Annotated in this window: 17 protein-coding genes and 1 pseudogene; 14 read left to right on the forward strand and 4 right to left on the reverse strand. The window is 55.8% G+C overall.

Features of this window, described 5'->3' with window-relative positions:
- Positions 1-31: 31 nt before the first annotated feature.
- The 3 genes from ACYU7Z_RS06250 to ACYU7Z_RS06260 all read left to right on the forward strand — a co-directional run bounded on the left by ACYU7Z_RS06250 (position 32) and on the right by ACYU7Z_RS06260 (position 2,424).
- Entirely contained in the window at positions 32-916 is an 885-nt protein-coding gene (locus tag ACYU7Z_RS06250) for a nucleoside phosphorylase (protein ID WP_460568486.1), read from the forward strand.
- A gap of 140 nt (positions 917-1,056) precedes the next feature.
- Positions 1,057-1,845 carry a diaminopimelate epimerase gene (gene dapF, locus ACYU7Z_RS06255; protein WP_460568488.1) on the forward strand — a complete coding sequence of 263 codons (789 nt, stop codon included), beginning with the start codon at positions 1,057-1,059 and terminating at the stop codon, positions 1,843-1,845.
- Between the two features lie 105 nt (positions 1,846-1,950).
- On the forward strand, positions 1,951-2,424 hold the full coding sequence (locus tag ACYU7Z_RS06260) for an NUDIX hydrolase (RefSeq protein ID WP_460568490.1): 474 nt from the start codon (positions 1,951-1,953) through the stop codon (positions 2,422-2,424).
- A 147-nt stretch (positions 2,425-2,571) separates the two neighbouring features.
- Here the strand turns inward: ACYU7Z_RS06260 and ACYU7Z_RS06265 are convergent, their stop codons facing one another.
- Together ACYU7Z_RS06265 and ACYU7Z_RS06270 are read right to left on the reverse strand one after the other, a co-directional pair.
- Positions 2,572-3,378 carry a VUT family protein gene (locus ACYU7Z_RS06265; protein ID WP_460568492.1) on the reverse strand — a complete coding sequence of 269 codons (807 nt, stop codon included), beginning with the start codon at positions 3,376-3,378 and terminating at the stop codon, positions 2,572-2,574.
- Entirely contained in the window at positions 3,359-3,658 is a 300-nt protein-coding gene (locus ACYU7Z_RS06270; RefSeq protein WP_460568494.1) for a hypothetical protein, read from the reverse strand. Before ACYU7Z_RS06270 ends, ACYU7Z_RS06265 begins: the two co-directional genes overlap by 20 nt.
- A 53-nt stretch (positions 3,659-3,711) precedes the next feature.
- On the opposite strand from ACYU7Z_RS06270, the gene ACYU7Z_RS06275 reads away from it, so the two are divergent.
- From ACYU7Z_RS06275 to ACYU7Z_RS06295, 5 genes are read left to right on the forward strand one after another with little or no spacing between them, the layout of a single operon-like run.
- Entirely contained in the window at positions 3,712-6,174 is a 2,463-nt protein-coding gene (locus ACYU7Z_RS06275; protein WP_460568496.1) for a YfhO family protein, read from the forward strand.
- Positions 6,171-7,268, forward strand: coding sequence for a glycosyltransferase family 4 protein (locus tag ACYU7Z_RS06280; RefSeq protein WP_460568498.1), 1,098 nt, complete (start codon positions 6,171-6,173; stop codon positions 7,266-7,268). The genes ACYU7Z_RS06275 and ACYU7Z_RS06280 overlap by 4 nt, the downstream gene beginning before the upstream one ends.
- A gap of 57 nt (positions 7,269-7,325) precedes the next feature.
- A complete protein-coding gene (locus tag ACYU7Z_RS06285) occupies positions 7,326-8,153 on the forward strand; it encodes a glycosyltransferase family 2 protein (RefSeq protein WP_460569146.1) in 828 nt (275 codons plus the stop codon).
- A complete protein-coding gene (locus ACYU7Z_RS06290; protein WP_460568500.1) occupies positions 8,153-9,358 on the forward strand; it encodes a glycosyltransferase family 4 protein in 1,206 nt (401 codons plus the stop codon). The genes ACYU7Z_RS06285 and ACYU7Z_RS06290 overlap by 1 nt, the downstream gene beginning before the upstream one ends.
- The gene (locus ACYU7Z_RS06295) at positions 9,355-10,269 is read left to right on the forward strand and encodes a glycosyltransferase family 2 protein (protein ID WP_460568502.1); all 915 of its coding nucleotides are present in this window, start codon (positions 9,355-9,357) and stop codon (positions 10,267-10,269) included. The genes ACYU7Z_RS06290 and ACYU7Z_RS06295 overlap by 4 nt, the downstream gene beginning before the upstream one ends.
- Here ACYU7Z_RS06295 and ACYU7Z_RS06300 read toward each other — a convergent pair.
- On the reverse strand, positions 10,266-11,012 hold the full coding sequence (locus ACYU7Z_RS06300) for a class I SAM-dependent methyltransferase (RefSeq protein ID WP_460568504.1): 747 nt from the start codon (positions 11,010-11,012) through the stop codon (positions 10,266-10,268). The genes ACYU7Z_RS06295 and ACYU7Z_RS06300 overlap by 4 nt on opposite strands.
- A gap of 9 nt (positions 11,013-11,021) precedes the next feature.
- On the opposite strand from ACYU7Z_RS06300, the gene ACYU7Z_RS06305 reads away from it, so the two are divergent.
- The 6 genes and pseudogenes from ACYU7Z_RS06305 to ACYU7Z_RS06330 all read left to right on the forward strand — a co-directional run bounded on the left by ACYU7Z_RS06305 (position 11,022) and on the right by ACYU7Z_RS06330 (position 22,176).
- Positions 11,022-11,738, forward strand: coding sequence for a class I SAM-dependent methyltransferase (locus ACYU7Z_RS06305; protein WP_460568506.1), 717 nt, complete (start codon positions 11,022-11,024; stop codon positions 11,736-11,738).
- The gene (locus ACYU7Z_RS06310) at positions 11,735-12,880 is read left to right on the forward strand and encodes a glycosyltransferase family 4 protein (RefSeq protein WP_460568508.1); all 1,146 of its coding nucleotides are present in this window, start codon (positions 11,735-11,737) and stop codon (positions 12,878-12,880) included. The genes ACYU7Z_RS06305 and ACYU7Z_RS06310 overlap by 4 nt, the downstream gene beginning before the upstream one ends.
- Before the next feature lie 86 nt (positions 12,881-12,966).
- Positions 12,967-15,426: a LamG-like jellyroll fold domain-containing protein gene (locus ACYU7Z_RS06315; RefSeq protein WP_460568510.1), complete on the forward strand. Its 2,460-nt coding sequence runs from the start codon at positions 12,967-12,969 to the stop codon at positions 15,424-15,426.
- Between the two features lie 82 nt (positions 15,427-15,508).
- Positions 15,509-16,249: pseudogene (locus tag ACYU7Z_RS06320) on the forward strand (LamG domain-containing protein); the annotation flags it as partial.
- A gap of 1,998 nt (positions 16,250-18,247) precedes the next feature.
- Entirely contained in the window at positions 18,248-21,250 is a 3,003-nt protein-coding gene (locus tag ACYU7Z_RS06325) for a T9SS type B sorting domain-containing protein (protein ID WP_460569148.1), read from the forward strand.
- 110 nt (positions 21,251-21,360) lie between these two features.
- On the forward strand, positions 21,361-22,176 hold the full coding sequence (locus ACYU7Z_RS06330) for a LamG domain-containing protein (RefSeq protein ID WP_460568512.1): 816 nt from the start codon (positions 21,361-21,363) through the stop codon (positions 22,174-22,176).
- Here the strand turns inward: ACYU7Z_RS06330 and ACYU7Z_RS06335 are convergent.
- A complete protein-coding gene (locus ACYU7Z_RS06335) occupies positions 22,173-22,925 on the reverse strand; it encodes a menaquinone biosynthetic enzyme MqnA/MqnD family protein (protein WP_460568514.1) in 753 nt (250 codons plus the stop codon). The two genes, ACYU7Z_RS06330 and ACYU7Z_RS06335, sit on opposite strands and share 4 nt — an antisense overlap.
- Between the last annotated feature and the right edge of the window lie 120 nt (positions 22,926-23,045).

Here is a 23,045-nt window from a genome sequence, read left to right on the forward strand (position 1 = left end):
ACAGAATCAATTTTTTAAAAAAGGACCGTCCATGCAGCCGATTGCCGAATCCGAACTCATTATCAATGCCCGCGGGGCCATTTACCACCTCGATGTACGCCCCGAGGAAATCGCCGATACCATCATCACCGTAGGCGACCCCTTCCGCGTAAAAGAGGTCAGCAAGCACTTCGACCGAATCGAGCACAAAAGCGAGCACCGCGAGTTTGTGACCCACACCGGCTACATCGGCAGCAAGCGCCTTTCGGTCGTGAGCACCGGCATTGGCCCCGACAATATCGACATCGTATTCAACGAGCTCGACGCCCTTGTCAACATCGATTTTGCCACACGCACGATCAACCCGCAGCTCAAATCGCTCAGCATCGTGCGGATGGGTACATCGGGATCGCTCCAGAAGCATATCCCGGTCGATACGTTCGTGGCCTCCACCCATGGCCTCGGCCTCGACAACCTGCTCAATTACTACCGCCTCGAGCAGAACCCCGAAGAGAACGAGATGCTCCAATCGTTCATCACCCACACGGGTCTCAGCAGCAACATCACGAACCCGTATATCAGCAGCGCCGCTCCTTCCCTGCTGAAGCACTTCGCCGGCGAGGGCTGGCATGCCGGCATCACGGTCACCTGCCCGGGTTTCTACGGTCCGCAGGGCCGCGTACTCCGCCTCGGCATCCGCAACCCCGCGCTGATCGACCGCCTTACCGAGTTCCGCTTCGGCAACCATTTCATCTCCAACTTCGAAATGGAAACCTCGGCTATCTACGGACTGGGCCGCCTGCTCGGGCACCAGTGCCTCTCGCTCAGCGCCATCGTGGCCAACCGCGTGGCGAAGGAATTCTCCAAAGACGGCGGCGCGCTCGTGGAGCGGCTCATCGAAAACAGCCTCGGGATTCTCAGTAACTTGCCGGGATAAAGAGAAAGAACGCAGATCTTTTATGATTGTTATGATTGACGCGGATTTCCGTTTGCGTGCGTCAGCAAATCATAACCAATCTTAATAGATCTGCGTATCCCGCTTGCGGGATCTGCGTTCCTTCTCTTTCCACTCTACACATGAAACACACGTTCTACAAATACCAGGGCACGGGCAACGACTTTGTGCTTTTCGACAACCGCGACGGCGCGTACGACGCCCTTGGCACCGCGCAGATCCGCCGGCTTTGCGACCGCCGCTTCGGCATCGGTGGCGACGGCCTCATGCTGCTCAACATGGCCGATGGCTACGACTTCGAGATGAAGTATTTCAATGCCGACGGCCGGGAGAGCTCGATGTGCGGCAACGGCGGGCGCTGCCTTGTACAGTTTGCCGCCGACCTGGGTATTGTGCAAACCGATTACCGCTTCCTCGCCGTCGACGGGCCGCACGAGGCCTCCATCGGGCTCGACGGGCTCGTGGCGCTTAAGATGGTGGATGTGACCCATATCGAGCACGACGGCAACAACTTCGTGCTCAACACGGGCTCACCGCACCTCGTGCACCTCAGCACCGATGTGATGCACAAAGACATGGTCCGCATCGGCCGCGAGATCCGCTACAGCGCGCCCTACGAGAAGGAAGGCATCAACGTCAATTTCGTGGAGCAGACCAACGAGGCCGACGAGATCATCGTGCGAACCTACGAGCGCGGCGTCGAGGACGAAACACTCTCCTGCGGCACCGGCGTTACGGCGGCGGCACTTGTATGCGCCCACAACGAAAACGGCTTCAACCGCGTGGAGGTACGCACCAAGGGCGGCCAGCTCGCCGTGGAGTACGACAAGAACGGAAACCACTTTACCGACATCTGGCTCATCGGCCCCGCCGAGCGGGTGTTTGAAGGCAACATAGAGATTGATCTCTGATCTCTGATCTCGGATCGCGGATCTCGGAGGTTGGCAGTAGCCCAGAATCCGACCTCAGCCGCTCTACATCCGACATCCTACATCCTACATCCCACATCTTCTCCCATGGCTTTATTCAACATCCGCGTCTACGGTTTCCTGGTCAACGAGCGCAACGAGGTGCTGGTGACCGACGAATGGATCCGCGGGATGCGGATCACGAAGCTCCCGGGTGGCGGGCTTGAATTCGGCGAGGGCACCCGCGACTGCCTCGTCCGGGAGTTCCAGGAGGAAATGGCCCTCCGGGTGGAAGTGGGCGAGCACCTGTATACCACCGATTTCTACCAGCAGTCGGCCTTCAACCCGGCGCACCAGATCGTATCCGTTTATTACCGCGTGCGCGCACTCGAGCCCATCGCCGTTCGCATCAGCACCGAGCCATTCGACTTCGACGAAACTCAGCTTGCGCGCTACGCCGCGCAGCAAGAGTGCGAATCCTTCCGCTTTATTCCCTGGGACGAATTTTCCGAAGACAGCGTTTCGCTGCCCATAGACAAGGTGGCTGCGCAACTGTTCAAAAGGAAGGGGCTAATCTGCTAGTCTGCTAATCTGCTAGTCTGCAAATAGAAGAAAGCGTGCCTGCGGCACGCTTTCTTAGTAAAATGGACTTCCCTAATTAGCAGACTAGCAGACTACTTCATTAGCAGACACCTTATTAGCAGACTAGCAGACTAACGCATTAGCAGATTAACCAGCTGTGGGAACCGGTGTCGGAGCCTCGTCCTGCCCCATGGCCGCGGCCTTCATCCGCTGCGTCGTTTCGGTGCCCAGGTAGCGCTCGATGCGTCGCTCGGCGAGGTAGATCAGGGGCGTGAGCAGCACGGCGACCGTCAGCTTGTAGGAGTAGTTGAGCAGGGCGATGGCGATGACCTGCGCCCAGGACCAGTTGTTCCCGAATTTGAAGGCAATGATCAGCACGATGAAGGAATCGATCAGCTGCGAGATGAGCGTGGAGCCGGTGGCGCGGAGCCACACCCGCTTTTCGCCGGTATAGCGCTTGATGCGGTGGAACACGTAGACGTCGATCAGCTGGCTGACGCCGAAGGCCACGACGGAGCCGAAGATGATCCACATGCCCTGGCCGAAGATGCCGGTATAGGCCTTCTGCATATCGGGCACGCCCTGGTCGGCCTTGGAGCCGATCCACCAGGCGGCGCCCGGTGCGCGCATGCTGATATAGAACATCAGGAACGCATAGAGGATAAGCGCGATGGCGGTGTAGCTGATGCGCCGTACCACCTTCGGCCCGTAATACTCGTTGACGATATCGGTCATGATGAACTCGAGCGGCCAGAGAAGCACGCCACAGGTAAGGCTGTACGAAAGTCCTTTTTGCCCCAGGAAGCTGATATTGGCCTGCGGCAGGCCGAACACATCCTCGAGCGAGAAGATCTTTCCGCCGATGATCTCGGCGATGAGCGCGTTGGCCACGAAAAAAGCCGACATGCCGAGCAGCAGCTTCGTGGGGCGGTGGTTAAGCAGGGTATTTACCATTGATAAAAAGTATGTATTGTACTTGTAACAGGAGGAAGATAAAGTTGGCGACGGCAAGCCAGACGGGCATCGCGGCCCGCAGGCGGCGGCGCAGGAGGAGCACGCCGTTTACGAGGTTGGCAACCGGGTTGAACAGCAGCACGAGCAGGTAGCCGGCAATCAGGATGGTCGATACAAGCGCCTGCGAGCGCGCCGGCACACCCATCTGCAACAGCAGCACGAGGAGAAAAAAGAGGTTGCAGATAAAAGCCACACGGCTCAAAAAAAGCGAAAAGCGCATACCGGTATTTGCTGTAAAATAATCTTAATTTGCCCAGATTTTAAATGATAACTATGAAGAAAGGGCTCCTTGTCAAACTCCTTCCCCACCTGGTCGCTGTCGTGGTTTTCCTGCTCGTGGCGGTTCTTTATTGCAAGCCCGCCCTGCAGGGAATGGTGCTGAGCCAGCACGACATCATCCAGTGGAAGGGAGGGATCCATCAAAGTGAGCTCTATAAGGAAACGCACGGCAAGTACCCGCTGTGGACCAACAGCATGTTCAGCGGCATGCCTGCGTTCCAGGTCGGGTCGCCGGGCAACAATATCGTACCCTGGCTGGTGCACGACATTCTTACGCTGCACCTCCCCGCTCCCATCCAGTTCTTCTTCCTGGCCTGTATCTGCTTTTATATTCTCTGCCTCTGCCTGCGCATCAACCCCTGGATCGGGATCTTCGGATCGCTGTCGTTTGCGTATGCCACCTACAACCCCGTGATCATCAGCGTGGGCCACGACACCAAGATGTGGTCCATCGCCTACATGCCGGCGCTGCTCGGGAGCATCCTCCTCATCTTCAACCGCCGCTACTGGCTGGGCGCGGGGCTTACGGCGCTCTTCACCTCGGTGCTGGTGGCGATGAACCACCCGCAGATCGATTACTACCTGTTCCTGACCCTCGGGATCATGGGCGTCTTTTTCATCGTCCGCTGGCTGCGCGAAAAGCAATACATCCACCTGTTCAAGGCCCTCGGCCTGACGCTCGTGGCCGGCGCTATCGGGCTGCTCGTGAACGCGGTGACGATCCTTTCGACCTACGAATACCAAAAAGAAACGATCCGCGGCGGCGCCTCCGAGATTACCGGCACGAAGCAGGGCGATGCGAAGGATGGCCTCGACAAGGAATACGCGTTTTCCTACAGCTTCGGGCTCGGCGAACCGGTCACGATGTTCCTGCCGCATGCCTACGGCGCTCATTCGCCGAGCAACAACCCGGCGGTGCGACCGGTGGTTGAGGACGACAAATCCAAGACCGCGCAATTTCTCAGCGAGCACGGGCAGTCGGCGCAGGGCGTCAGTTATTACTGGGGCAACTTAAGCCTCACCTCGGGCCCGCCCTACATCGGCATCGTGGTATGCCTGTTAGCCCTTCTGGGCTTTTTCATCCTCGACGACAAGCACCGCTGGTGGGTGCTGGCAGCTACCGTACTGGCCATCCTGATGTCCTGGGGCTCGAACTTCATGGGCTTTAACACGTTCCTGTACGACCACCTGCCGATGTACAACAAGTTCCGCGCGCCGTCGATGATCCTCGTGATCCCGCAGCTGCTCTTTCCCTTCATGGCCGTGCTCACGCTCGACAAGCTGGCCTCGACCGACTTCGCCGTGCTCCGGCCGCGCCTGAAGCAGGGCCTCATCGGTATCGGTGTCCTGTTCCTGTTCTTTTTCGTGATGTATGCGATGCTCGACTACATGAGCCTTCAGGAGCACGACGCACTCAAGGCTGGACTCAGCAACCCGCAGCAGGCGGAAGGCATGCGGCAATATTTCGACGCGCTGAAGTCCGACCGCCAGTCGCTTTTCATGGGCGATATCTTCCGTGCCCTCGGTTTCGGCATTGCCGCGGCGGCGCTGGTATGGATGCTGCTGAAGCGGATCCTGAAACCGGCGTTTGTATTCGCGGGCTTCGCCCTCCTGTCGCTTATCGATCTTCTTCCCATCGACAGCAACTACATCAACAGCGATTCGTTCATGGAAGACTCGTCGGGTGAAGTAGTTTTCAGCACTACCGACACCGACCGGCAGATCCTCGCCGACAAAAGCTACTACCGTGTGTTCGATGTATCGGGCAATGCCTTCGCCGATGCGCACACCTCGTACCACTACAACTCCGTGGGCGGCTACCATGCCGTGAAGCTGCGGATCTACCAGGATCTTATTGAGAACCAGCTGGCCAAAGGCAACATGGCCGTCGTGAACATGCTCAATGTAAAGTACCTGATCCAGAAAGACCAGGGCGGCAACACGACCGGCATGCAACAGAACCCCGGCGCTCTGGGTCCTGCCTGGTTTGTCAAAAACCTCGTATTTGTAAAAGACGCGAAGACGGAAATGAGCTCGCTCGATCACTTCAACCCGCGCGACACGGCCTTTGCGCGCGCCGAATTCCAGGTGCCGAGTGCGCCGACCCAATTCAGCGGCGAAGGCAGCATCGTGCTGGAAAAGAACGACAACGACGTCATCACCTACAACAGCAATTCGCCGTCGGCACAGTTTGCCGTGTTCAGCGAGATCTACTATAAGGCGGGCTGGAAGGCCTTTGTTGACGGCAAGGAAACGCCGATCGCCAAGGTCGACTACGCGCTTCGCGGTCTGCAGCTGCCCGCAGGTGCGCACAGGATCGAGTTCCGCTTTGAGCCGCAGGGCTTTTACCGCGGCTATACGATCACGACCATTTGCCAGGTGCTGCTCGCCCTGCTGCTGCTGGCCGGCGTCTTTCTCGAATGGCGGTCGCGCCACCGCGAAAGCGAGCCCGCATGAAGATCCTGAGCCTCGTATGGTTCAAGGTTTTGCCGGCGCGCTTCGGCGGCCAGAAAGGGACGGCGCAGTTCAACCGCTACCTGGCGGAGCAAGCCGAGCTGGTTTGCCTCTGCTCCTCGGACAACGAGCCCGACGGGCCGCTGCCCTACCGGTTGCTGCCCCTGCTGCCCCCCGGGAAACGCTCTGTGGCGCGGCCCTGGGTGTGGCGGCTTATCCGCCGCACGGTGCGCGCCGAGCAACCCACGCACCTCCTGCTCGAATATCCCTACCATGCCCTTGGCGCGCTGCGGGCCTGCCGCCGCTATGGAGCGAAGCTGGTGCTCCACGAGCACAACATCGAATACCGTCGTTTCCGCGCACTGGGTCACCCCGGCTGGCGCCTCCTGAAGGCCTACGAGCGCTGGGCCTGCCGCCAGGCCGACCTCGTGCTGTTTAAAACCGAAGCCGACCTCCGGCATGCCCGCGATGTTTTCGGGATCCCCGAAGAAAAAACCTTTCTTGTGCCCTACGGTATCGATCCGAAGTCGCCGGAGCCTTTATCCGTAGATATACGGGAGCAGTGGAGCATCCCTCATGACGCGCAGCTCTATTTGTTCGCCGGCACGCTCGACTATGCGCCCAACGCAGCGGCTGTCCGGGCCCTGTACGAGGAAGTAGCGCCGCGGCTCGATGCCACGGGACGGCCGTACCGGATCCTCGTATGCGGGCGCAACCGGAGCGCCGGATTCCGGGAGCTCGACACGTTACAGCATCCGAACATCATCCGCTGCGGCGAGGTGCCCGACATTGAGCCCTATTTTGCTGCGGCCGACCTCTTTCTCAACCCTGTACTCGAAGGCGGCGGTGTACAGACGAAGGTGATCGATGCGCTGGCGCAAGGTTGCCAGGTTCTCTGTTTCACATTCGGCGCGCAGGGCATAGATCGCCAGGTTTGCGGAAATGCGTTACGTACTGTGCCGAACGGGGATTGGGATGGATTGCTGCGGCTCTTATTAACCCCGGAGAGGAAAGGCCCGGCACCGGATGCGTTTTTTGCGTATTACAGTTGGCCGAATATCGTAAGACGCTTACTAGAGACTTTACGGCATCTCTAACGGTAAAGCGGTACTGAAACCGTATTTTTGCAAGTCGGCAACGCTGCCAGTCCCAATATGCCCCGTGTAAGTGTTATTATGCCTGTGTACAACGCCGCTGCTTTCCTTCGGGAAGCGATCGACAGCATTGTACAGCAAACGTTCACCGATTGGGAGCTCATCCTCGTTGAGGATTGCAGCACGGATGCGTCCCGTTCCATTATTTCCAGCTACAACGATGAACGCATAAGGCCTTACTATCGCAGCCAAAACGGTGGCGTGGTAGCGGCTACCAACGATGGTTTGCGTATAGCCGTAGGCGATTATATCGCGATTATGCATGCCGACGACGTGTCCTACCCCGAGCGCTTTTCCAGAGAAGTCGCGTGGCTGGATGCACATCCGGAAAGTGCCGTCGTAGCAGCCTTCATCAATATGATTGACGAAAGCGGAACACCTGCCGGCGTATGGAAGGTAGACCGGGCAGTTCGGTCACCAGTAGAAATTAGGGAACACATGGTGCTGGAAAATTGCATAGCGCATTCTTCTGTTATGATGCGCGGCGATATTGTGCGGCAGTATGGTTACGATGCCGGCCAGCAGAAAAAAGGCTTTGCTGTTGAAGATTATGGCCTTTGGCTGGAATTGCTCAGCGATGGCTTCGAGTTTGGGAAAATAGAGCTGCCCTTGCTCCAGTACCGTGTACATCGGCAGTCGGCCACGAGCAAATATTTACGACGCAACAATCCTTTTTTTATCAACTACGAGACAAAAAAGATGTACCTCCAGCGAATCAGAACGAAGAGGTCACTTAATTCGTTTGATCGGCGGATTCAGCGGCGCATGTTTATCGATTATTTACTGGCAATGGGGAAGGAAGTCAGGCAAAAGCTGAAGCGACGCTGATGTTTTCTCTATTGATTTGGAAACGCCGACTGGAGAGCCTGCTGATGTCGCCACTGGTGGCGCTCGGCTGGCTGGCAGCGCAATGTGTTCCGTGGAAACGAACCTACCGCATCATATACTTCTTCCCGTTTTACCACACCGGCGGCGCGGAAAAGATCCATGCCCAAATTGCCGCGGCTACCGGCGGACCGGATTGCCTGATCATATTTACCCGCAAGTCTGTAAACGAGCGCTTTCGCAGCGCATTTAACGAAAGCGGTAGTCGGATTCTCGATCTGAGCCGCTACACCGGCACGAAATGGCTGTACCCGATCAATTTCTTCTTTCGTGGCTTTGTCGCGGCCCAGATCAACAGGATGGCACAAACACCGGTACTATTTAACGGCCATTCGAATTTTGCCTACAAGCTTTCGCCCTGGCTGCGCCGTCAAATCCGGCAGCTTGACCTGGTACACTCGCTGAACAGCTTTTCCCGCATCCGGGTGCCCTATGCCCCGTTTTACGCGCAAAGTATACAGATAAGCAAAGTAAAACTGGAGGCACACCGGGCCCTATACCACAAACTTCATGTACCCCAAAACCTGATTGAGCGTCTTCTCTATATTCCGAACGCGGTACCATTCCCGGAAAGGGATATCACTGTTAAGCCAGAAGAGCGCTTTACAGTTCTCTTCAATGGCCGGCATAGCCCTGAAAAACGCTTCCCACTTTTTGTTCGCGTAGCTGCCGAAGTAAAGGCAAAAGAGTGGCCGGTACGATTTCGCGCGATTGGTGTTTCTCCCGACGAAGCAGGACCGAAAGCAAATGCTTTGGTAGAATGCCTGGGTTCGCTAACCGACCCCGCCCGGATCCACAATTTATTTTTTGAAAGCCAGGTTTTACTGCTGACTTCGAGTACCGAGGGGTTTCCTCTCGTAGTCATTGAGGCCATGGCGAATGGCTGCGCGATCCTGGCTACTCCTGTTGGCGATCTTCCATTGCATATTACGAATGATGTCAATGGATATCTTTTTTCGACCATAGACGACGAAAATCAAATTATTGAAGAAGCCGTTGCCGCCATTGGGAAGTTGCTAAAACATACGGAACTTTGCCAGCAAATGGCTAGAAGCAACCGAACCTATGCTGAAGCAAACTTTTCTATGAGCGCATTCAATGAGGCCTATCGGCGTCTTCTCCATCAACAAAACGCATTCAGAGCGTGAAGCCAATCAGTTTTATCATTATTACGTATAATCGTCCGGATGATACGATGGCCCTGTTGCAAAACATCATGACCTTAGACGGTGCAGACACGCTTGTACAGGAGATCGTACTGGTCAACAATGCATCAACAAGTGATTACAAAGATGTGCAGGACTATTGCCGGACGCCACATCCGGTAGCTATTCGCTACGAGGACGCCCCCGCGAACCTGGGGGTGGCCCGTGGACGCAATTATGCGTTGCGCTTTGCCACAGCTCCGATACTTGTGATGATTGATGACGACGCCGAAATGGGCAACAGCGATTGCCTATACCGGCTGCTGGAGGAATTCGAGCTTGAACAAACAGGCCGACCCAAAGCGATCGTTTCGTTCAAAGTGCTGTACTACGAGAGCAGACAGCTACAGCGGAACACGCTTCCCCATAAGCAGTTTGAACGCTACAAAAACAAATCGTTTTTCGAGACCTATTTCTACGCCGGTGGCGCACATGCTGTACGGCGGTCGGCACTCGACAAGGTTGGCGACTATCCGGAAGATTTCTTCTACGGTATGGAAGAATACGACCTGAGCTACCGCCTGCTCGATGCCGGCTTTTCGATCGTCTACACCGACGCCATAGTGATGTTGCATAAGGAATCGCCGCTTGGCCGGAAGCCTAAAGCCGAGAAACTACGGATGATGTGGGTTAATAAATCAAAGGTTGCGTGGCGCTACCTGCCTTTACGATTTTTCTGGAGTACGGCAGTGCTTTGGTCTTTTGAGTATCTACTGAAATCCGGAGGCAAGCTGGGAGGATATTTCAAGGGTTGGAAGACGATTTTCGAAATGATGGGGCACGAACGCCGGCGTACCGTTTCCTCCTCTACCCTCCAACATTTGCGGGCACTTCACGCAAGGCTTTGGTACTAGGATTTGATAAATACCCGACCGGTGTAGTCAATCCGATGTAACAGCGGGAAAAGGTTGTGCTGTGCGAAGTATTCGTCAACTGCTTTACGGGCACCCTGCCAGTGTCCGTAGTCATCGATGATAACCACGCCCCCAGGCGCAACCAGAGGATATAAATGAAGGAGTTCGTGGCGGGTCGACTCGTACCAATCCGTATCCAGACGCAGCAAGGCGATTGTCCGGGGAAGTGTTGCCGGAATGCTGTCCTCTACTTTCCCCTGCACATAATGGGTGTTCGCAGCCGGGTAACCAGTCCGGGAAAGATTTTGGCGAACATCTTCCAGAGTGGCATAAGCCCAGATAATGCTTTCATTTGTTTTTTGTGAACGTTGGAGCAGTTTGTCGGCACTATTTTGATTCAAGTCGACGTCTTCCGCCCCGGGTTCGGACATTCCCTCGTAGGTATCGTATAAATACAGGTCGCGTAATTCGCCGGCGGCAAGAAGCTCAATCGCCATCATCATGGAACTGCCACCGCGCCACACGCCGCATTCCACAAAATCGCCCTGAATCCGGTTCTTGACGACGTAGCGAACCGCGGTGCTTAAGGTGAACAAACGTTCAGGCGATGTCATCGTAAAAGGCTGACAGCGCTGGAGGTGAGACATGAATTGCAGATCCGCAGCTATATCCTTGTCTGGCTCCCGGGCTGCGTCCTTTCGGACGTATCCTAGTTTTTCTATTACTTTGTTGATCAGATTCATATCGCCTAAATGCCGCCAAAAATAAAGCTATTACCTCAATTCGACCCTTCCGTCAATTATTCGCTGTTCCTGATCCGCAACCGGCTTTTGAAAGCGATACAGAAGCAGGCGCCCCGCTTTTCAGGCCGCCTGCTCGACTTTGGCTGCGGGATCAAGCCTTACCAAAAGCTTTTCACGGTAGCGGAATATATAGGCGTCGACTACGCGGGAGAGGGCGAAACTTATTCGAAGGAGCAAGCGGATTTCTTGTATGACGGGAAGACGCTGCCTTTTACCGATAGTTATTTCGACGGCATTTTCACAACTGAAGTGGTCGAGCACATTTTCAATCTTGAAAGTATCATTCCTGAACTAGCAAGGGTGCTCAAGCCGGGTGGGGAACTTTTGCTGACCTGCCCCTTCGCGATGCCGGAGCATGAGGTGCCTGCAGACTTTGCACGGTATACCTCCTTTGCCATTCAGGACCTGTTTCGCCGCAATGGTTTCGATATTGTGCATTACGAGAAAACCGGCAATTTCATCGAGGCCATCTTCCAGCTTTGGATCATCTGGCTTGACCAGGGCCTTCTATACCGTGTTCGAAAAATACCAGGCTTACGCTGGGCATTGCGGGCAATCGTTTATTGTACAATGAATGTGGCAGCATTACTTTTCAGCAAGCTCTTTCCCCGAAACCGAAACCTGTATTTGAATAACGTACTGGTATTGAAAAACACGAAGCGATGAAAGTAGGATTTGTTTCCATAGTCAGGGAGCCCTGGGGCGGGAGCGAAGAGTTATGGGCCGAAGCTGCACTGCAACTGCTGCAGCAGGGGCATGAAGTTTTTGTATCGATTCTCCACCATGACCGGATGGCCCCACGCTTGATTCAGCTAGGTGATGCCGGTGCCAAAATCATTTACAGGAAAGGTTTTATCAAACCGGGCCTACCTTTTAAGAAACGGGCTCCACGAAAGCTTTGGAACTTTGTTTCGGAACGAGTGCGCAACCCTTATCAAGCCTTTTTCGCCCTTCCGCTTGACGTACTCGTCTTTACGGGGGCATGCGACTCTTTTAAGAACGATCGGAATTTTCTGAAGGCCATTACCGCGTCAAGCATTCCCCTGGTTAATATCAACCAGGTGAACTGGGAATACCTGCGCACATTTGACGACTATGAGGCGGAACTGATCCTGCGCGGGCACAACCGGGCCGAAAAAAACCTTTTTGTTTCGGAGCGTAACCTGCACGTGCTTGAGCGGTTTCTGGCGGCCTCCATACCCAATGCGCAGGTTGTGCGCAATCCCATTAATCTGCGTGAAATTGGTGTGTTGCCGCTGCCTGAGTCAGAACCGATTCAATTCGCTACCGTCGCAAACCTATTGATCAACCACAAGGGGCAGGACCTCCTTTTCGATGTTCTCCGGCAACCGAAGTGGTTGAAACGCCCGTGGCACCTGAACCTTTATGGTGAAGGCATTGACGAAGCCTACTTAAAAAAGCTTTGCCAGTTCTATGGGCTTCAGAATCGCGTAACCTTTCACGGGAGGGTAGCTGATATCCGGGCATTGTGGCGCACAAACCATATACTCGTAATGCCTTCGCGCCTCGAGGGCACACCGCTGGCGATGGTCGAAGCTATGCTCTGCGGGCGTCCGGTAGTTATGACAGACGTTGGAGGTCATGCCGAATGGGTTCGGGACGGTGCGAACGGATTTCTGGCAGAGGGTGCCAATTCCCTATCCATTGATCGTGCTTTGGAGCGAGCTTGGGGACGTCGCCCTGAGTGGGAAATCCTTGGCCGGACGGCATTTACCGATGCCGAGGCAAAATATGACCCTTCGCCGGGCAAGACCCTGGCGGACCTCATTCTCTCGCTCCGGCAATAACAGAATGGGTCCGAAATTGATTACATTTATTACACTTTCGAATGGGCGCACAGCGCTCTGTCCGGGACAACGCCAACTGTAACTTTATGAGAAAGATTATTTCCATTCTTCTGCTAACACTGCTTTTCGGTACCGTCAGGGCGCAGGTAGACCTTACTGCCGGCCTTGTGGCCAATTACCCTTTTTCCGGAACTGCCAACGATATTAGCGGCAACGCACACCATGCTACAATCCTTGGTGGGGCTGCATTTACGGCGGACAGGTTTGGTAACGCCGGAAGCGCTATTTCGTTTGATGGGATAGACGACTACCTCCGAGTTATCGACAACGGAGCCTTTTCTACCACAAGTTTCTCCATTTCATTCTGGTTCACAACCGATCGCAACAACCAGATTCAGGTGCCTGTCGGAAAACGCGATTTTGGCCCCACCAATAATTCCGAGTTTGGAATCAACCTGATGCCTGCAGCTTCGGGCTCACACCTGCAAACATTTCTTGTTTCCAGCACGAAAACATGCGCAGACTTTGGCGCACCGAATGATTATTATAACTATGATGCGTTTCCTGCGAACTATTGCACTGGACGCTGGTACCATGTCGTGATTACGTTCGCCAACGGCACCGAAAAGGTGTACCTCGATGGGCAGCTAAAAAGCAGCGGTACAGCTCCTTTCGCCGGCAAGTCGACCTGCCAGACGGACCTACGCTTCGGTATGTGGTGGGGAGGCGATCCGGCATGGTTTCGTGGCAAACTGGACGACATTCGCTGGTATAGCCGGGAAATCAATGCTGCCGAGGCTTTTGCACTTTACAGCAGCCCGGTAGCTCCTCCGGCGCAAGCGAATTGTGCCAGTTGCAGTGTACTGCCGCAGGGAGGAATCAGTGGGTCCAGCCTTTGTGTGAACAGCGGTACTGGTTCAATTAGCTTCAGCGCTACAACCGGCACGGCTCCATTTACGGTTACGATCAGTGATGGAACGAATAGTTACACCCGTCTTATCGCAGGAAACAGTGGCAGCATTGCCGTTCCTGCCGTTAGCACTACTACGTATACACTTTTGTCTGTAAAAGATGCAACCGGGTGTGAACGTAGTTCGGGGTTCAACAGCGGCAGCGCCACAGTGACATTTAACCCTGCTCCCACCATCGCAACGACACCGGCTAACCCGGCCTTCTGCCCTGGTGATTCGGTCCAACTGACCGCATCGGGCGGAAGCACCTATACCTGGACACCTACAGCAGGACTGTCGAATCCTTCCATTGCCAACCCCAAGGCTTCACCTGCCGTAACGACAACCTACAAGCTTTTGGTAGCAACCGCCGCCGGCTGCAAGGATTCAGTGAACCTGACCGTCACGAAAAAGCCAGCTCCGGTAGTGTCCCTCTCTCCTGCTACGGCTACTTTTTGTCCGGGCGACTCGGTACAACTAAATGCCGGAGGCGGCGTCACTTATTCCTGGTCCCCTGCCACCGGTTTGTCGTCCGCTGCAATATCAAATCCGAAGGCCGCGCCGGCTGTTACTATGACTTACCAGGTGATCGTGACCAATGCCTCGGGTTGCAAAGACTCGGCGACACGGACCGTTACCCGCCTTCCCGCAGCTGTCGCTACGGCTAATGCAGCCCAAACTTCAATCTGCACTGGCGACACGACGCAGCTCACAGCTTCCGGTGGCGTAAGCTATGCCTGGTCGCCATCGGCAACACTGACGAATGGCTCCAGCGCCACCCCCCGCGCGTTCCCCGTTACCACTACCAACTACCAGGTGCTGGTGACAAATAGCTCGGGTTGTAAGGATTCTACAACCCTCACCCTCACGGTAACTCCGAAGCCTTCGTTGAATCTTGGCGCAGATACCACACTTTGCGGTACGAATACCCTGATGCTTCAGGGAGCAGTAACCGGTGCTACCCAATATAACTGGAGCAACGGAAGTACCAGTGCCAGCACCCTGGTAAGCGCCGCTGGAACTTACTCGGTGGCCGTGCAGGTCAGTGGCTGCCTGAACCCGGTGCGAGATACCATTGTGGTGCTTATCGCCTCTGCCCCTTCGGTCACCCTTGGTGCCGACCAGAAAATTTGCAGCTCAGACAATCTCCAACTTGGATTTCAGGGGTCGAATTACACATCATTTGTATGGAGTACCGGCAGCACGACACCCACAATCCGGATTAATACAGCAGGCCAGTATTGGGTTACAGTTCGGAACCAATGCGGTAGCGCCTCAGACACGGTAGCGGTGCAGACCGAGCAATGCAACGACGACATTTATTTCCCTTCGGCATTCACACCAAACGGGGACGGCAGGAATGACCAATTCAAAGCCTTGCATTCGGCGGCTGTAACCGTTGCTTACTATCGATTGTATATCTACAACCGATGGGGGAACCTGGTGTTTTCCACAACGCGTCTCGACGGAGCCTGGGACGGTACAATTAAGGGCAAAGCCCAGGGCATTAACACGTTTACGTATTATGCCCAGTATCGCCGTCAGCCAGGTGACCGGGAAGTGTTCCGGAAAGGGACTTTTGTCCTGCTACGCTGACGCAACTGCGCAAGGTTTCCGTGTTCGGTATAAAAGGGGGAGGAAGCAAAGATTCTGAAATTTACTAATATATTTGCCGGTCATGTTACGGATTGACGACAAACCAACTGCTTTCTCCCGCCTTCTTCTTGTTCTAGGAACCTTATGTATTTGGGTCGCAAGTTCGCTTCGTGCTGAAGCCCAGGTTGACCTGACAACTGGCCTGGTAGCAAGTTATCCATTCAATGGAAATTCCAATGATGCCTCAGGAAATGGGCACCATGCTGTGGTCAACGGCGGCGCACAATTGGGATCGGACCGGTTCGGTAATACCAATAGTGCGTACGTCCTCGATGGCATTGACGACTACCTGGGAGTAGCTGACAATGACGGAGCGTTTTCCACGCCGGCAATGACCGTGTCGGTCTGGTTTTATACCGAGCGCGATGACCGCCTTCAAATGGCAATTGCCAAGCGTGCTTTCGACGCAAGCAACGTGTCGGAATTCGGGCTCAATATCCAGGCAGGTCCTGCAGTTCGCACGTTCATCGTGCGCAACAACCGCCCTTGCAACGACCCCGTCGGAAATAGTGACTATCAGTCCACATCGATTCCGTATGCAACTTTTTGCAAATTCAAATGGTACCATGTAGTTGTCAGCTTCAGCAATGGGGTAGAGAAGATCTATGTGGACGGGCAGTTATTAAGCACGGCTAATGCCAGTTTCCTTCAACGCTCGGATTGCCGCAGCCAGCTGCGCTTCGGGGTTTGGTGGAGCGGCGACCCGAATTGGTTCCAGGGAAAGCTCGATGATATACGTTGGTACAGCCGCGCGTTGACTGACGCGGAGGTGCAGGCTCTTTATCAAAGTCCATTGCCGCCTCCTCCTCAGCCCAATTGTCCGACCTGCATTTTACCACAAGCCTCACTTACGGCTGTTAGCACCTGTGCCGGCCAAACGGCTTCCATCCCGTTCCACGCAACATCGGGTACCGCTCCTTTTACCGTACAATTGAGTGATGGAACCACGTCGTTCAGCCAGAGTATTTCTGGCAACGATGGCGTTATCCAGGTCACTCCTGCCTCGCCAGCCACCTATTCTGTAGTTAGCATCAAAGATGCAACAAGTTGCGAGCGAAGCAGTGGTTTTACCACTCCTTCTGTTACCGTAACGGTGAATCCACGACCTGTCATTACCGTCACGCCGACCAACCCTTCGATTTGCTGCGGAGCCTCTGTGCAACTGACAGCCACGGGCGGAAACAGCTATCTCTGGGTACCGGCTACGGGGCTCAGTAACGCAACGATCGCTAACCCAAGTGCTTCTCCGGCCACAACCACGGTTTATAAGGTTATTGTAACGAATAGCCAAGGCTGTAAAGACTCGTCCAATGTGACAGTTACCGTGGCAGCGCCGCCACCGAGCATCGCTTCCTTTATTGCCCCGGATACTGTTTGCGTGAATGCACCGGTAACACTTACCAACACGTCCAGCAATGCAAGCTCCTATTTGTGGAACTTCTGCGTAGCCAACTCAACGACAGCGCCTATTGGAACCAATCTAGGCAACATGGGCTATTCGCTTCCCGTGTTTATGGACTACGCCAAAGAAGGAAACAACTACTACGGGTTTGTTACAAATAATTCGCCGGCATCGGTAGTGCGCCTGGATTTCGGTAATAGCCTCCTTAATACGCCAATCGCTACTAACCTCGGCACGTTTGGTGGCATTGTGCCCTACCAGGCAGAGGGAATACAACTGGTCTTTAATGAAAACCGCTGGTATGCCATTATAGTGGGCGGCTCTGGTGCAAACAGTCGGATTCTCCGACTCGACTTCGGAACGTCTTTGGCTAATACTCCTGTGGCAACCAATTGGGGCAACATCGGAAGCCTTGCCTACCCTACCGACCTGCACATATTCCAAAGCGGCAGCAATTGGTACGGACTTACGCTTAACGCGGAAAGCAGTACAATTACCCGTTTTAACTTTGGCACATCATTCAGTGGTACGCCTACCGGACAAAACCTTGGTAACATTGGCGGACTAAATTACCCCACCGGAATTTTTGCAGTCGCGAATGGCGGCAACTGGTATGCGTTTGTTTCGAATGCAGGCAGCATTTCATCCGGCTCTTCGGTCGCATCTTTAACGCGCCTGGATTTCGGCACGTCACTGCTGAATATGCCCACGGGTACCAATTTGGGCAATCCGGGTAACAGGCTTAGCAGCGTGCGTGACCTGACGATCTATTCCTCCTGCTCGGAGATCGTTGGGTATGCAGTCAACTATTCTGGCACAGATGACATCGTCAAAATGGATTTTCACAACTCCATTACCAGTATCCCAACGCTGACTTCCCTTGGCAATGTTGGCAACCTAAGTTTTCCACACAGCATTTCCCGCCTTTTCCGGGCAGGCAGCGACCTCTACTCGTTCGTGCTGAACGTGAATTCGAATTCACTGACCCGGCTGCGCTTTGTTGGGTGCAGTAACGCCAGTATCGCCAACTCGAGCCTTGCCACACCGCCTTCATTTAGTTATAATGCCCCCGGCACTTATAGCATAAATCTTACTACCGACGAGGGATTGTCCACCCAATCAACCTTCTGCAAGCAAGTGGTTGTTGTCGCTGGACGAATACGAACTCAAGCTTTAAGCTTTTGTGCAGGCGATAGTATCTTACTTCAGTCTGGAAGCAGTACCGGAAACATATGGAGCAATGGAAGCACTGGCGCCTCACTTTACGTGAAACAGCCGGGCGTTTACTGGGTTCGTTACCCGAATGGAAGTTGTACCGACATCGACACATTCCGGGTCAGCCGACTGGCCGCACCTATTTTGACAATCATCCCGAGCAACCCTTCCTTCTGCCCCGGCGACTCCGTACAACTGACCGCCGCGGGCGCTGCCGCCTATTTGTGGACTCCGGCGACAGGCCTCTCCTCGACCACGGCCGCCAATCCGAAAGCCGCACCTGCCGCAACAACTACATACCAGTTGCTCGGAACTTCGGCGCAGGGATGTAAGGACTCCAGTAGTATTACGGTCAGCAGGAAGCCCGCTCCTATTGTCAGCCTCGCCGGCGGCGGAACCATCTGCGCCGGCGATTCCGCACAACTAACCGCAAGCGGCGGAGCCACCTACCTCTGGAGCCCCGCAGCCACGCTGAGCAACAGCATGATTGCCAACCCGAAGGCCGGCCCGCAAATCACAACCAGTTACAAGGCCGTAGCCACCGGCGCCAATGGCTGTAAGGATTCTTCGACCGTTACGGTAACCGTCAACCCAAAACCCATTGTTGGTATCACCCCGGCCGCAGCCGCCATCTGCCGCTTCGATTCGACACAGTTGCAGGCATCCGGGGGCGTTTCGTATCAATGGATACCCGCTGCCGGCTTAAGCGATCCGGGCAGTGCCAGCCCCAAAGCCTCACCCGCAAGCAGCACCACGTATAAGGTTATTGTCACGAACGCATCGGGATGCAAAGACTCTGCTTCCATTACCGTAACGGTGCATGCAAAACCCGTTGTAACGGTATCGCCGGGGTCGGCGTCGTTTTGTCCCGGCGACTCGGTGCAACTGGCCGCAACCGGTGGTACCGGCTATGCCTGGTCGCCGGCCTCCGGCTTGAGCAATCCCAATATTTCCAACCCCCGTGCGGCTCCGTCAACTTCCACCAATTACACGGTTACGGTTACCAATGCGGAAGGCTGTCAAAGCACGGGCAGTGTTTCCCTGACCCGAAAAACAGCACCCGTGCCGGTGGCTACGTTTGGCGGCCCGGTATGCCGGGGCGACTCAGCGCAACTGCAGGCCAGCGGCGGCATCCAGTACCTCTGGTCGCCGGCGGCAACCCTGAGTAACGCATCGGTCGCGAACCCAAAGGCCGCGCCGCTGTCAACCACCCTATACAAGGTAGTCGTCACCAATGCAGCGGGCTGCAAAGACTCCACGACGGTGACGGTTCCCGTTCTCCTCCCTCCTGTCATCGCGATCACTCCGGTCAATGCCGTTATCTGCCGCGGCGACTCCCTGCAACTCCAGGCCAGCGGCGGCTCTGCTTACCAGTGGAGCCCGGCTACCGGATTAAACCACGCGGATGTTGCCAACCCCAGGGCCGCACCGCTTTCCACTACTTCGTACCATCTATTGGTGACGGGCACAAACGGTTGCGCCGATTCAACGGATTATGTCGTTACGGTTAACGCGAGGCCCATTATCAACCTGACAGCTTCGGCATCGATCTGCCAGGGCGACTCCCTGCAACTTTCGGCGCAGGGCGGTGGCACCTATGCATGGTCGCCCGCTAGCGGTCTGAGCAATCCTTCGATCAGCAACCCGAAAGCATCACCCGCCTCGACCACCGATTACCAGGTGCTGGTTACCTCGCCACAGGGTTGTGCAGACTCGGCTACCATGACGCTGGCCGTACGACCGAAGCCGCTGATCGGACATACACCTAACAGCACGATCTGTGCGGGCGATTCGCTGCAACTGGCCGCAACCGGTGGTATCGCTTACGCCTGGAGCCCTGCGGCAACGCTGAGCAACCCGGGCATCGCGAACCCGAAGGCGGGCCCGCAGGTCACTACCCTCTACCAGGTGGTTGTAACCGGAGCCAATGCCTGTCGCGATTCGGCAAGTTTCACGGTAACCGTTAACCCCAAACCGGCGCTGACTATGACGGCGAGCAGCAACGTCTGCCGCGGCGATTCACTCCAGCTTAACGCGGGCGGCGGCACGAGCTACCAATGGTCGCCGGCAACCGGTCTTAGCAGCACAGGAGTAAGCGATCCAAAGGCTTCGCCCCCAACGACAACTACGTACCAGGTCGTAGCAGCAACGGCCCTTGGCTGCCGCGATAGCGCAATGATGACCCTGACGGTCAAGGACAAGCCGGTCATCACAGTCACGCCGCGCACGCGCTTTTGCAATGGCGACTCACTGCAACTGAACGCCAGCGGTGGCAGCTCGTACCAGTGGCACCCGGCTTCCACCCTCAGCAACGGGTTGCTCGCGGATCCTCTCGCTTTCCCTTCGGATACAACGCGCTACACGGTGGTGGTTACGAACGCGGCCGGCTGCGTCGACTCCGCCAATACACAGGTGGATGTGTTCCATCTGCCACTGCTGTTCCAGCATCATGATACGGTGCTCTGCCCGGGGCAAACGTACCTGGTCAACGCGGCAGTTCTCCCGGGTAGTACGTCCTGGCTCTGGCAGAACGGATCTACCTCGCCCGGCTTCCTTATTGATGCACCGGGTATTTACTGGGTGCACAGCCAGGTAACGGGCTGTCATAACCCGGTGCGCGACTCGATCTTCGTGGATACCCTTGGCCGCCCCACGGTGACCCTCGGCCCCGACCGCGACATCTGCGCCTACGATAACTTCCTGCTGACCTTTCAGGGCCGCAACATCCGCTCGTTTGTCTGGAGCACCGGCAGCACCGACTCGGCGATCCGAATAACTACAACCGGCACCTACAGCATCGACGTATCCAATCGCTGCGGCACGGCCCACGACGAAGCGGATATTTTGGTCCTGCCCTGCAACGACGACCTCTATTTTCCTTCCGCATTCACGCCCAACTCCGACGGTAAAAATGACCGTTTCAAAGCTGCTCACCTGCCTGGCGTCACCGTATTTTCCTACGAGCTTCATGTATACAATCGCTGGGGCGAGGAAGTTTTCCGAACCACGCAACTCAACGCGGGCTGGGACGGCACCGTGAACGGGAAAATGCAGGACACAAACCATTTCGTTTGGTATGCCCGCTACCGCAAAAACGCCGGCGCCGCGGAGCAATTCCAGAAAGGAACGGTGCTGCTGATTCGGTAATAGCTACGGGGGACAGTTGAGGAAGAAGATGCCTGCACGGCGCGGCTGTTCCCCTTTGGTATTTCGACTGGCGCATTGCCTATCTTTAGGCTACACCTAAACCAATCAGCATGAATCCTGCAAAATCGTTGATAAGAAGGCCTGCACTGGCCGCGACGGTCTTGCTGGCCTTCGCCGGCATAACGAGCGCCTTCTGCCTTTCCGAAAAACATACGGCTACTGAGGCATCTGCCCTCGATTCGAGCCTGTGGGCCTGGTATTCGTTCGACCAAGACGCGCATGACCTTACGGGGCATGGGCACACGATGCGGCTAACGGATGGCGCGGCGCTCCAGCCCTCGAATGATTGCGCGGGCCGGTCGCTGGCGCTGGATGGAAAGACCGGCGTCGCAGTCATCAACGATGGCCGTGCGTTTCCCAAAGGAGAATTCGCGCTTTCCTTCTCGGTGCTCGCACATAACACCTCGCAGGGACGGGTGTTTAACCGCGCGGACTTCAGCACCGCTAAGGGCGCTTCGCTCACGCTGGGCTTCGAGCCTTCGTTCGACAAACGGCTTTGTTTCGGAGTGACCCGCGAAAGCAATGTATGCGACGCCTATTCGGACTTGTACAATACCAACACGCTTCTTTCGGAGCAGGAAGTGCCAACCGGCGAATGGCACGAGATCGTGGTGCAGACAGGCGGCGGCGTGCAAAGCCTGTATGTCGACGGGAAGCTCAGTTCCGAACGAAAGATCGACCAGGGCGATTTTTCCGTTTGTTCCGAGGCGCCCTTTTATTTCGGCAAATGGTGGGATGTGGATCCCCGCAGCTTCGATGGGTTGCTGGATAACATCCGCATCTACACACGAACCCTTTCGGAAGCTGAAATCGATTCGATCTTCCGCCTGAATCGCAGCGAAGCTGCGAGCTTCGCCATCCGTTAGGAATACTGCTTCACTTTTTCGATAAAGAGGGACAGCGCTTCCCTCTTTTTTTCGTCCAGCCGGTAGTCGATGTATTTCGTGTAATAGTCGTGCAGGGAGAAATGCAGGTACGGGTTTTCGGCCACCACCTCGTCGATATGGGCCAGGCCGATGCCGTTGGCCTCGTTGAAGCGCGCGATGAAATCTGCGGGAAGCTTCTTGTTGGCGATCCAGGCGGCGAACACGAACGGCAGCCCCGTGTGCGCCATCCAGGCGTCACCCAGGTCGTAGATATACGGGGACACGAGGCGCTGCTCGAAGGCGCGATCGCCGATGACGAGACCGGCCGTGCGGCCGCGGATCCCGGAACGGTAGTCTTCGCCCGAGGCGCGCACCAGTTCCGCATCGCTCTTCCAGTATTCCTTGAGCAGGATGGTCGCCAGCATCACCGAGGTCCGCGACTGGTAGTCGAGGTATACGCGCTCCACCTCCCCGATGGGAACCTCGCTGAACAGGCATACCGACGACACCGGGCCGCTCGCGCCGATGCAGTAATCGGTGTAAATGTGCGACTCCGCGAGGCGCGGCAATACCGCCACCGGGATCAGGCCCATATCCACCTCGCCGTCGATCAGCTGCTGCGCGATCCGCGACGGGTAGTCTTCCGTCAATTCGATCTCTTCGAGTACCGGGTGCCGCTTCACTCCGTACAGGAGCGGTTTCGTGTTGAGGTAACTTACGGCCGCCACCTTGATCTTCCCTTCATTCATAGCGCCGCAAAGATAGAACGGTTTGGAGTTTGGGGTTTGGAGTTTGGCCCTGCCCGCCGAAGCTTCAGCGGAGGAGGGAGTTTGGCTCCGCCCGCCGAAGCTTCAGCGAAGGCGGGAGTT

The organism is Flaviaestuariibacter terrae (assembly GCF_054777635.1).

Coding starts and splice junctions, on each gene's coding strand:
- ACYU7Z_RS06250 (WP_460568486.1), top strand. CDS start 32: ATGCAGCCGATTGCCGAATCCGAACTCATTATCAATGCCCGCGGGGCC.
- dapF (WP_460568488.1), top strand. CDS start 1,057: ATGAAACACACGTTCTACAAATACCAGGGCACGGGCAACGACTTTGTG.
- ACYU7Z_RS06260 (WP_460568490.1), top strand. CDS start 1,951: ATGGCTTTATTCAACATCCGCGTCTACGGTTTCCTGGTCAACGAGCGC.
- ACYU7Z_RS06265 (WP_460568492.1), bottom strand. CDS start 3,378: ATGGTAAATACCCTGCTTAACCACCGCCCCACGAAGCTGCTGCTCGGC.
- ACYU7Z_RS06270 (WP_460568494.1), bottom strand. CDS start 3,658: ATGCGCTTTTCGCTTTTTTTGAGCCGTGTGGCTTTTATCTGCAACCTC.
- ACYU7Z_RS06275 (WP_460568496.1), top strand. CDS start 3,712: ATGAAGAAAGGGCTCCTTGTCAAACTCCTTCCCCACCTGGTCGCTGTC.
- ACYU7Z_RS06280 (WP_460568498.1), top strand. CDS start 6,171: ATGAAGATCCTGAGCCTCGTATGGTTCAAGGTTTTGCCGGCGCGCTTC.
- ACYU7Z_RS06285 (WP_460569146.1), top strand. CDS start 7,326: ATGCCCCGTGTAAGTGTTATTATGCCTGTGTACAACGCCGCTGCTTTC.
- ACYU7Z_RS06290 (WP_460568500.1), top strand. CDS start 8,153: ATGTTTTCTCTATTGATTTGGAAACGCCGACTGGAGAGCCTGCTGATG.
- ACYU7Z_RS06300 (WP_460568504.1), bottom strand. CDS start 11,012: ATGAATCTGATCAACAAAGTAATAGAAAAACTAGGATACGTCCGAAAG.
- ACYU7Z_RS06305 (WP_460568506.1), top strand. CDS start 11,022: ATGCCGCCAAAAATAAAGCTATTACCTCAATTCGACCCTTCCGTCAAT.
- ACYU7Z_RS06310 (WP_460568508.1), top strand. CDS start 11,735: ATGAAAGTAGGATTTGTTTCCATAGTCAGGGAGCCCTGGGGCGGGAGC.
- ACYU7Z_RS06315 (WP_460568510.1), top strand. CDS start 12,967: ATGAGAAAGATTATTTCCATTCTTCTGCTAACACTGCTTTTCGGTACC.
- ACYU7Z_RS06330 (WP_460568512.1), top strand. CDS start 21,361: ATGAATCCTGCAAAATCGTTGATAAGAAGGCCTGCACTGGCCGCGACG.
- ACYU7Z_RS06335 (WP_460568514.1), bottom strand. CDS start 22,925: ATGAATGAAGGGAAGATCAAGGTGGCGGCCGTAAGTTACCTCAACACG.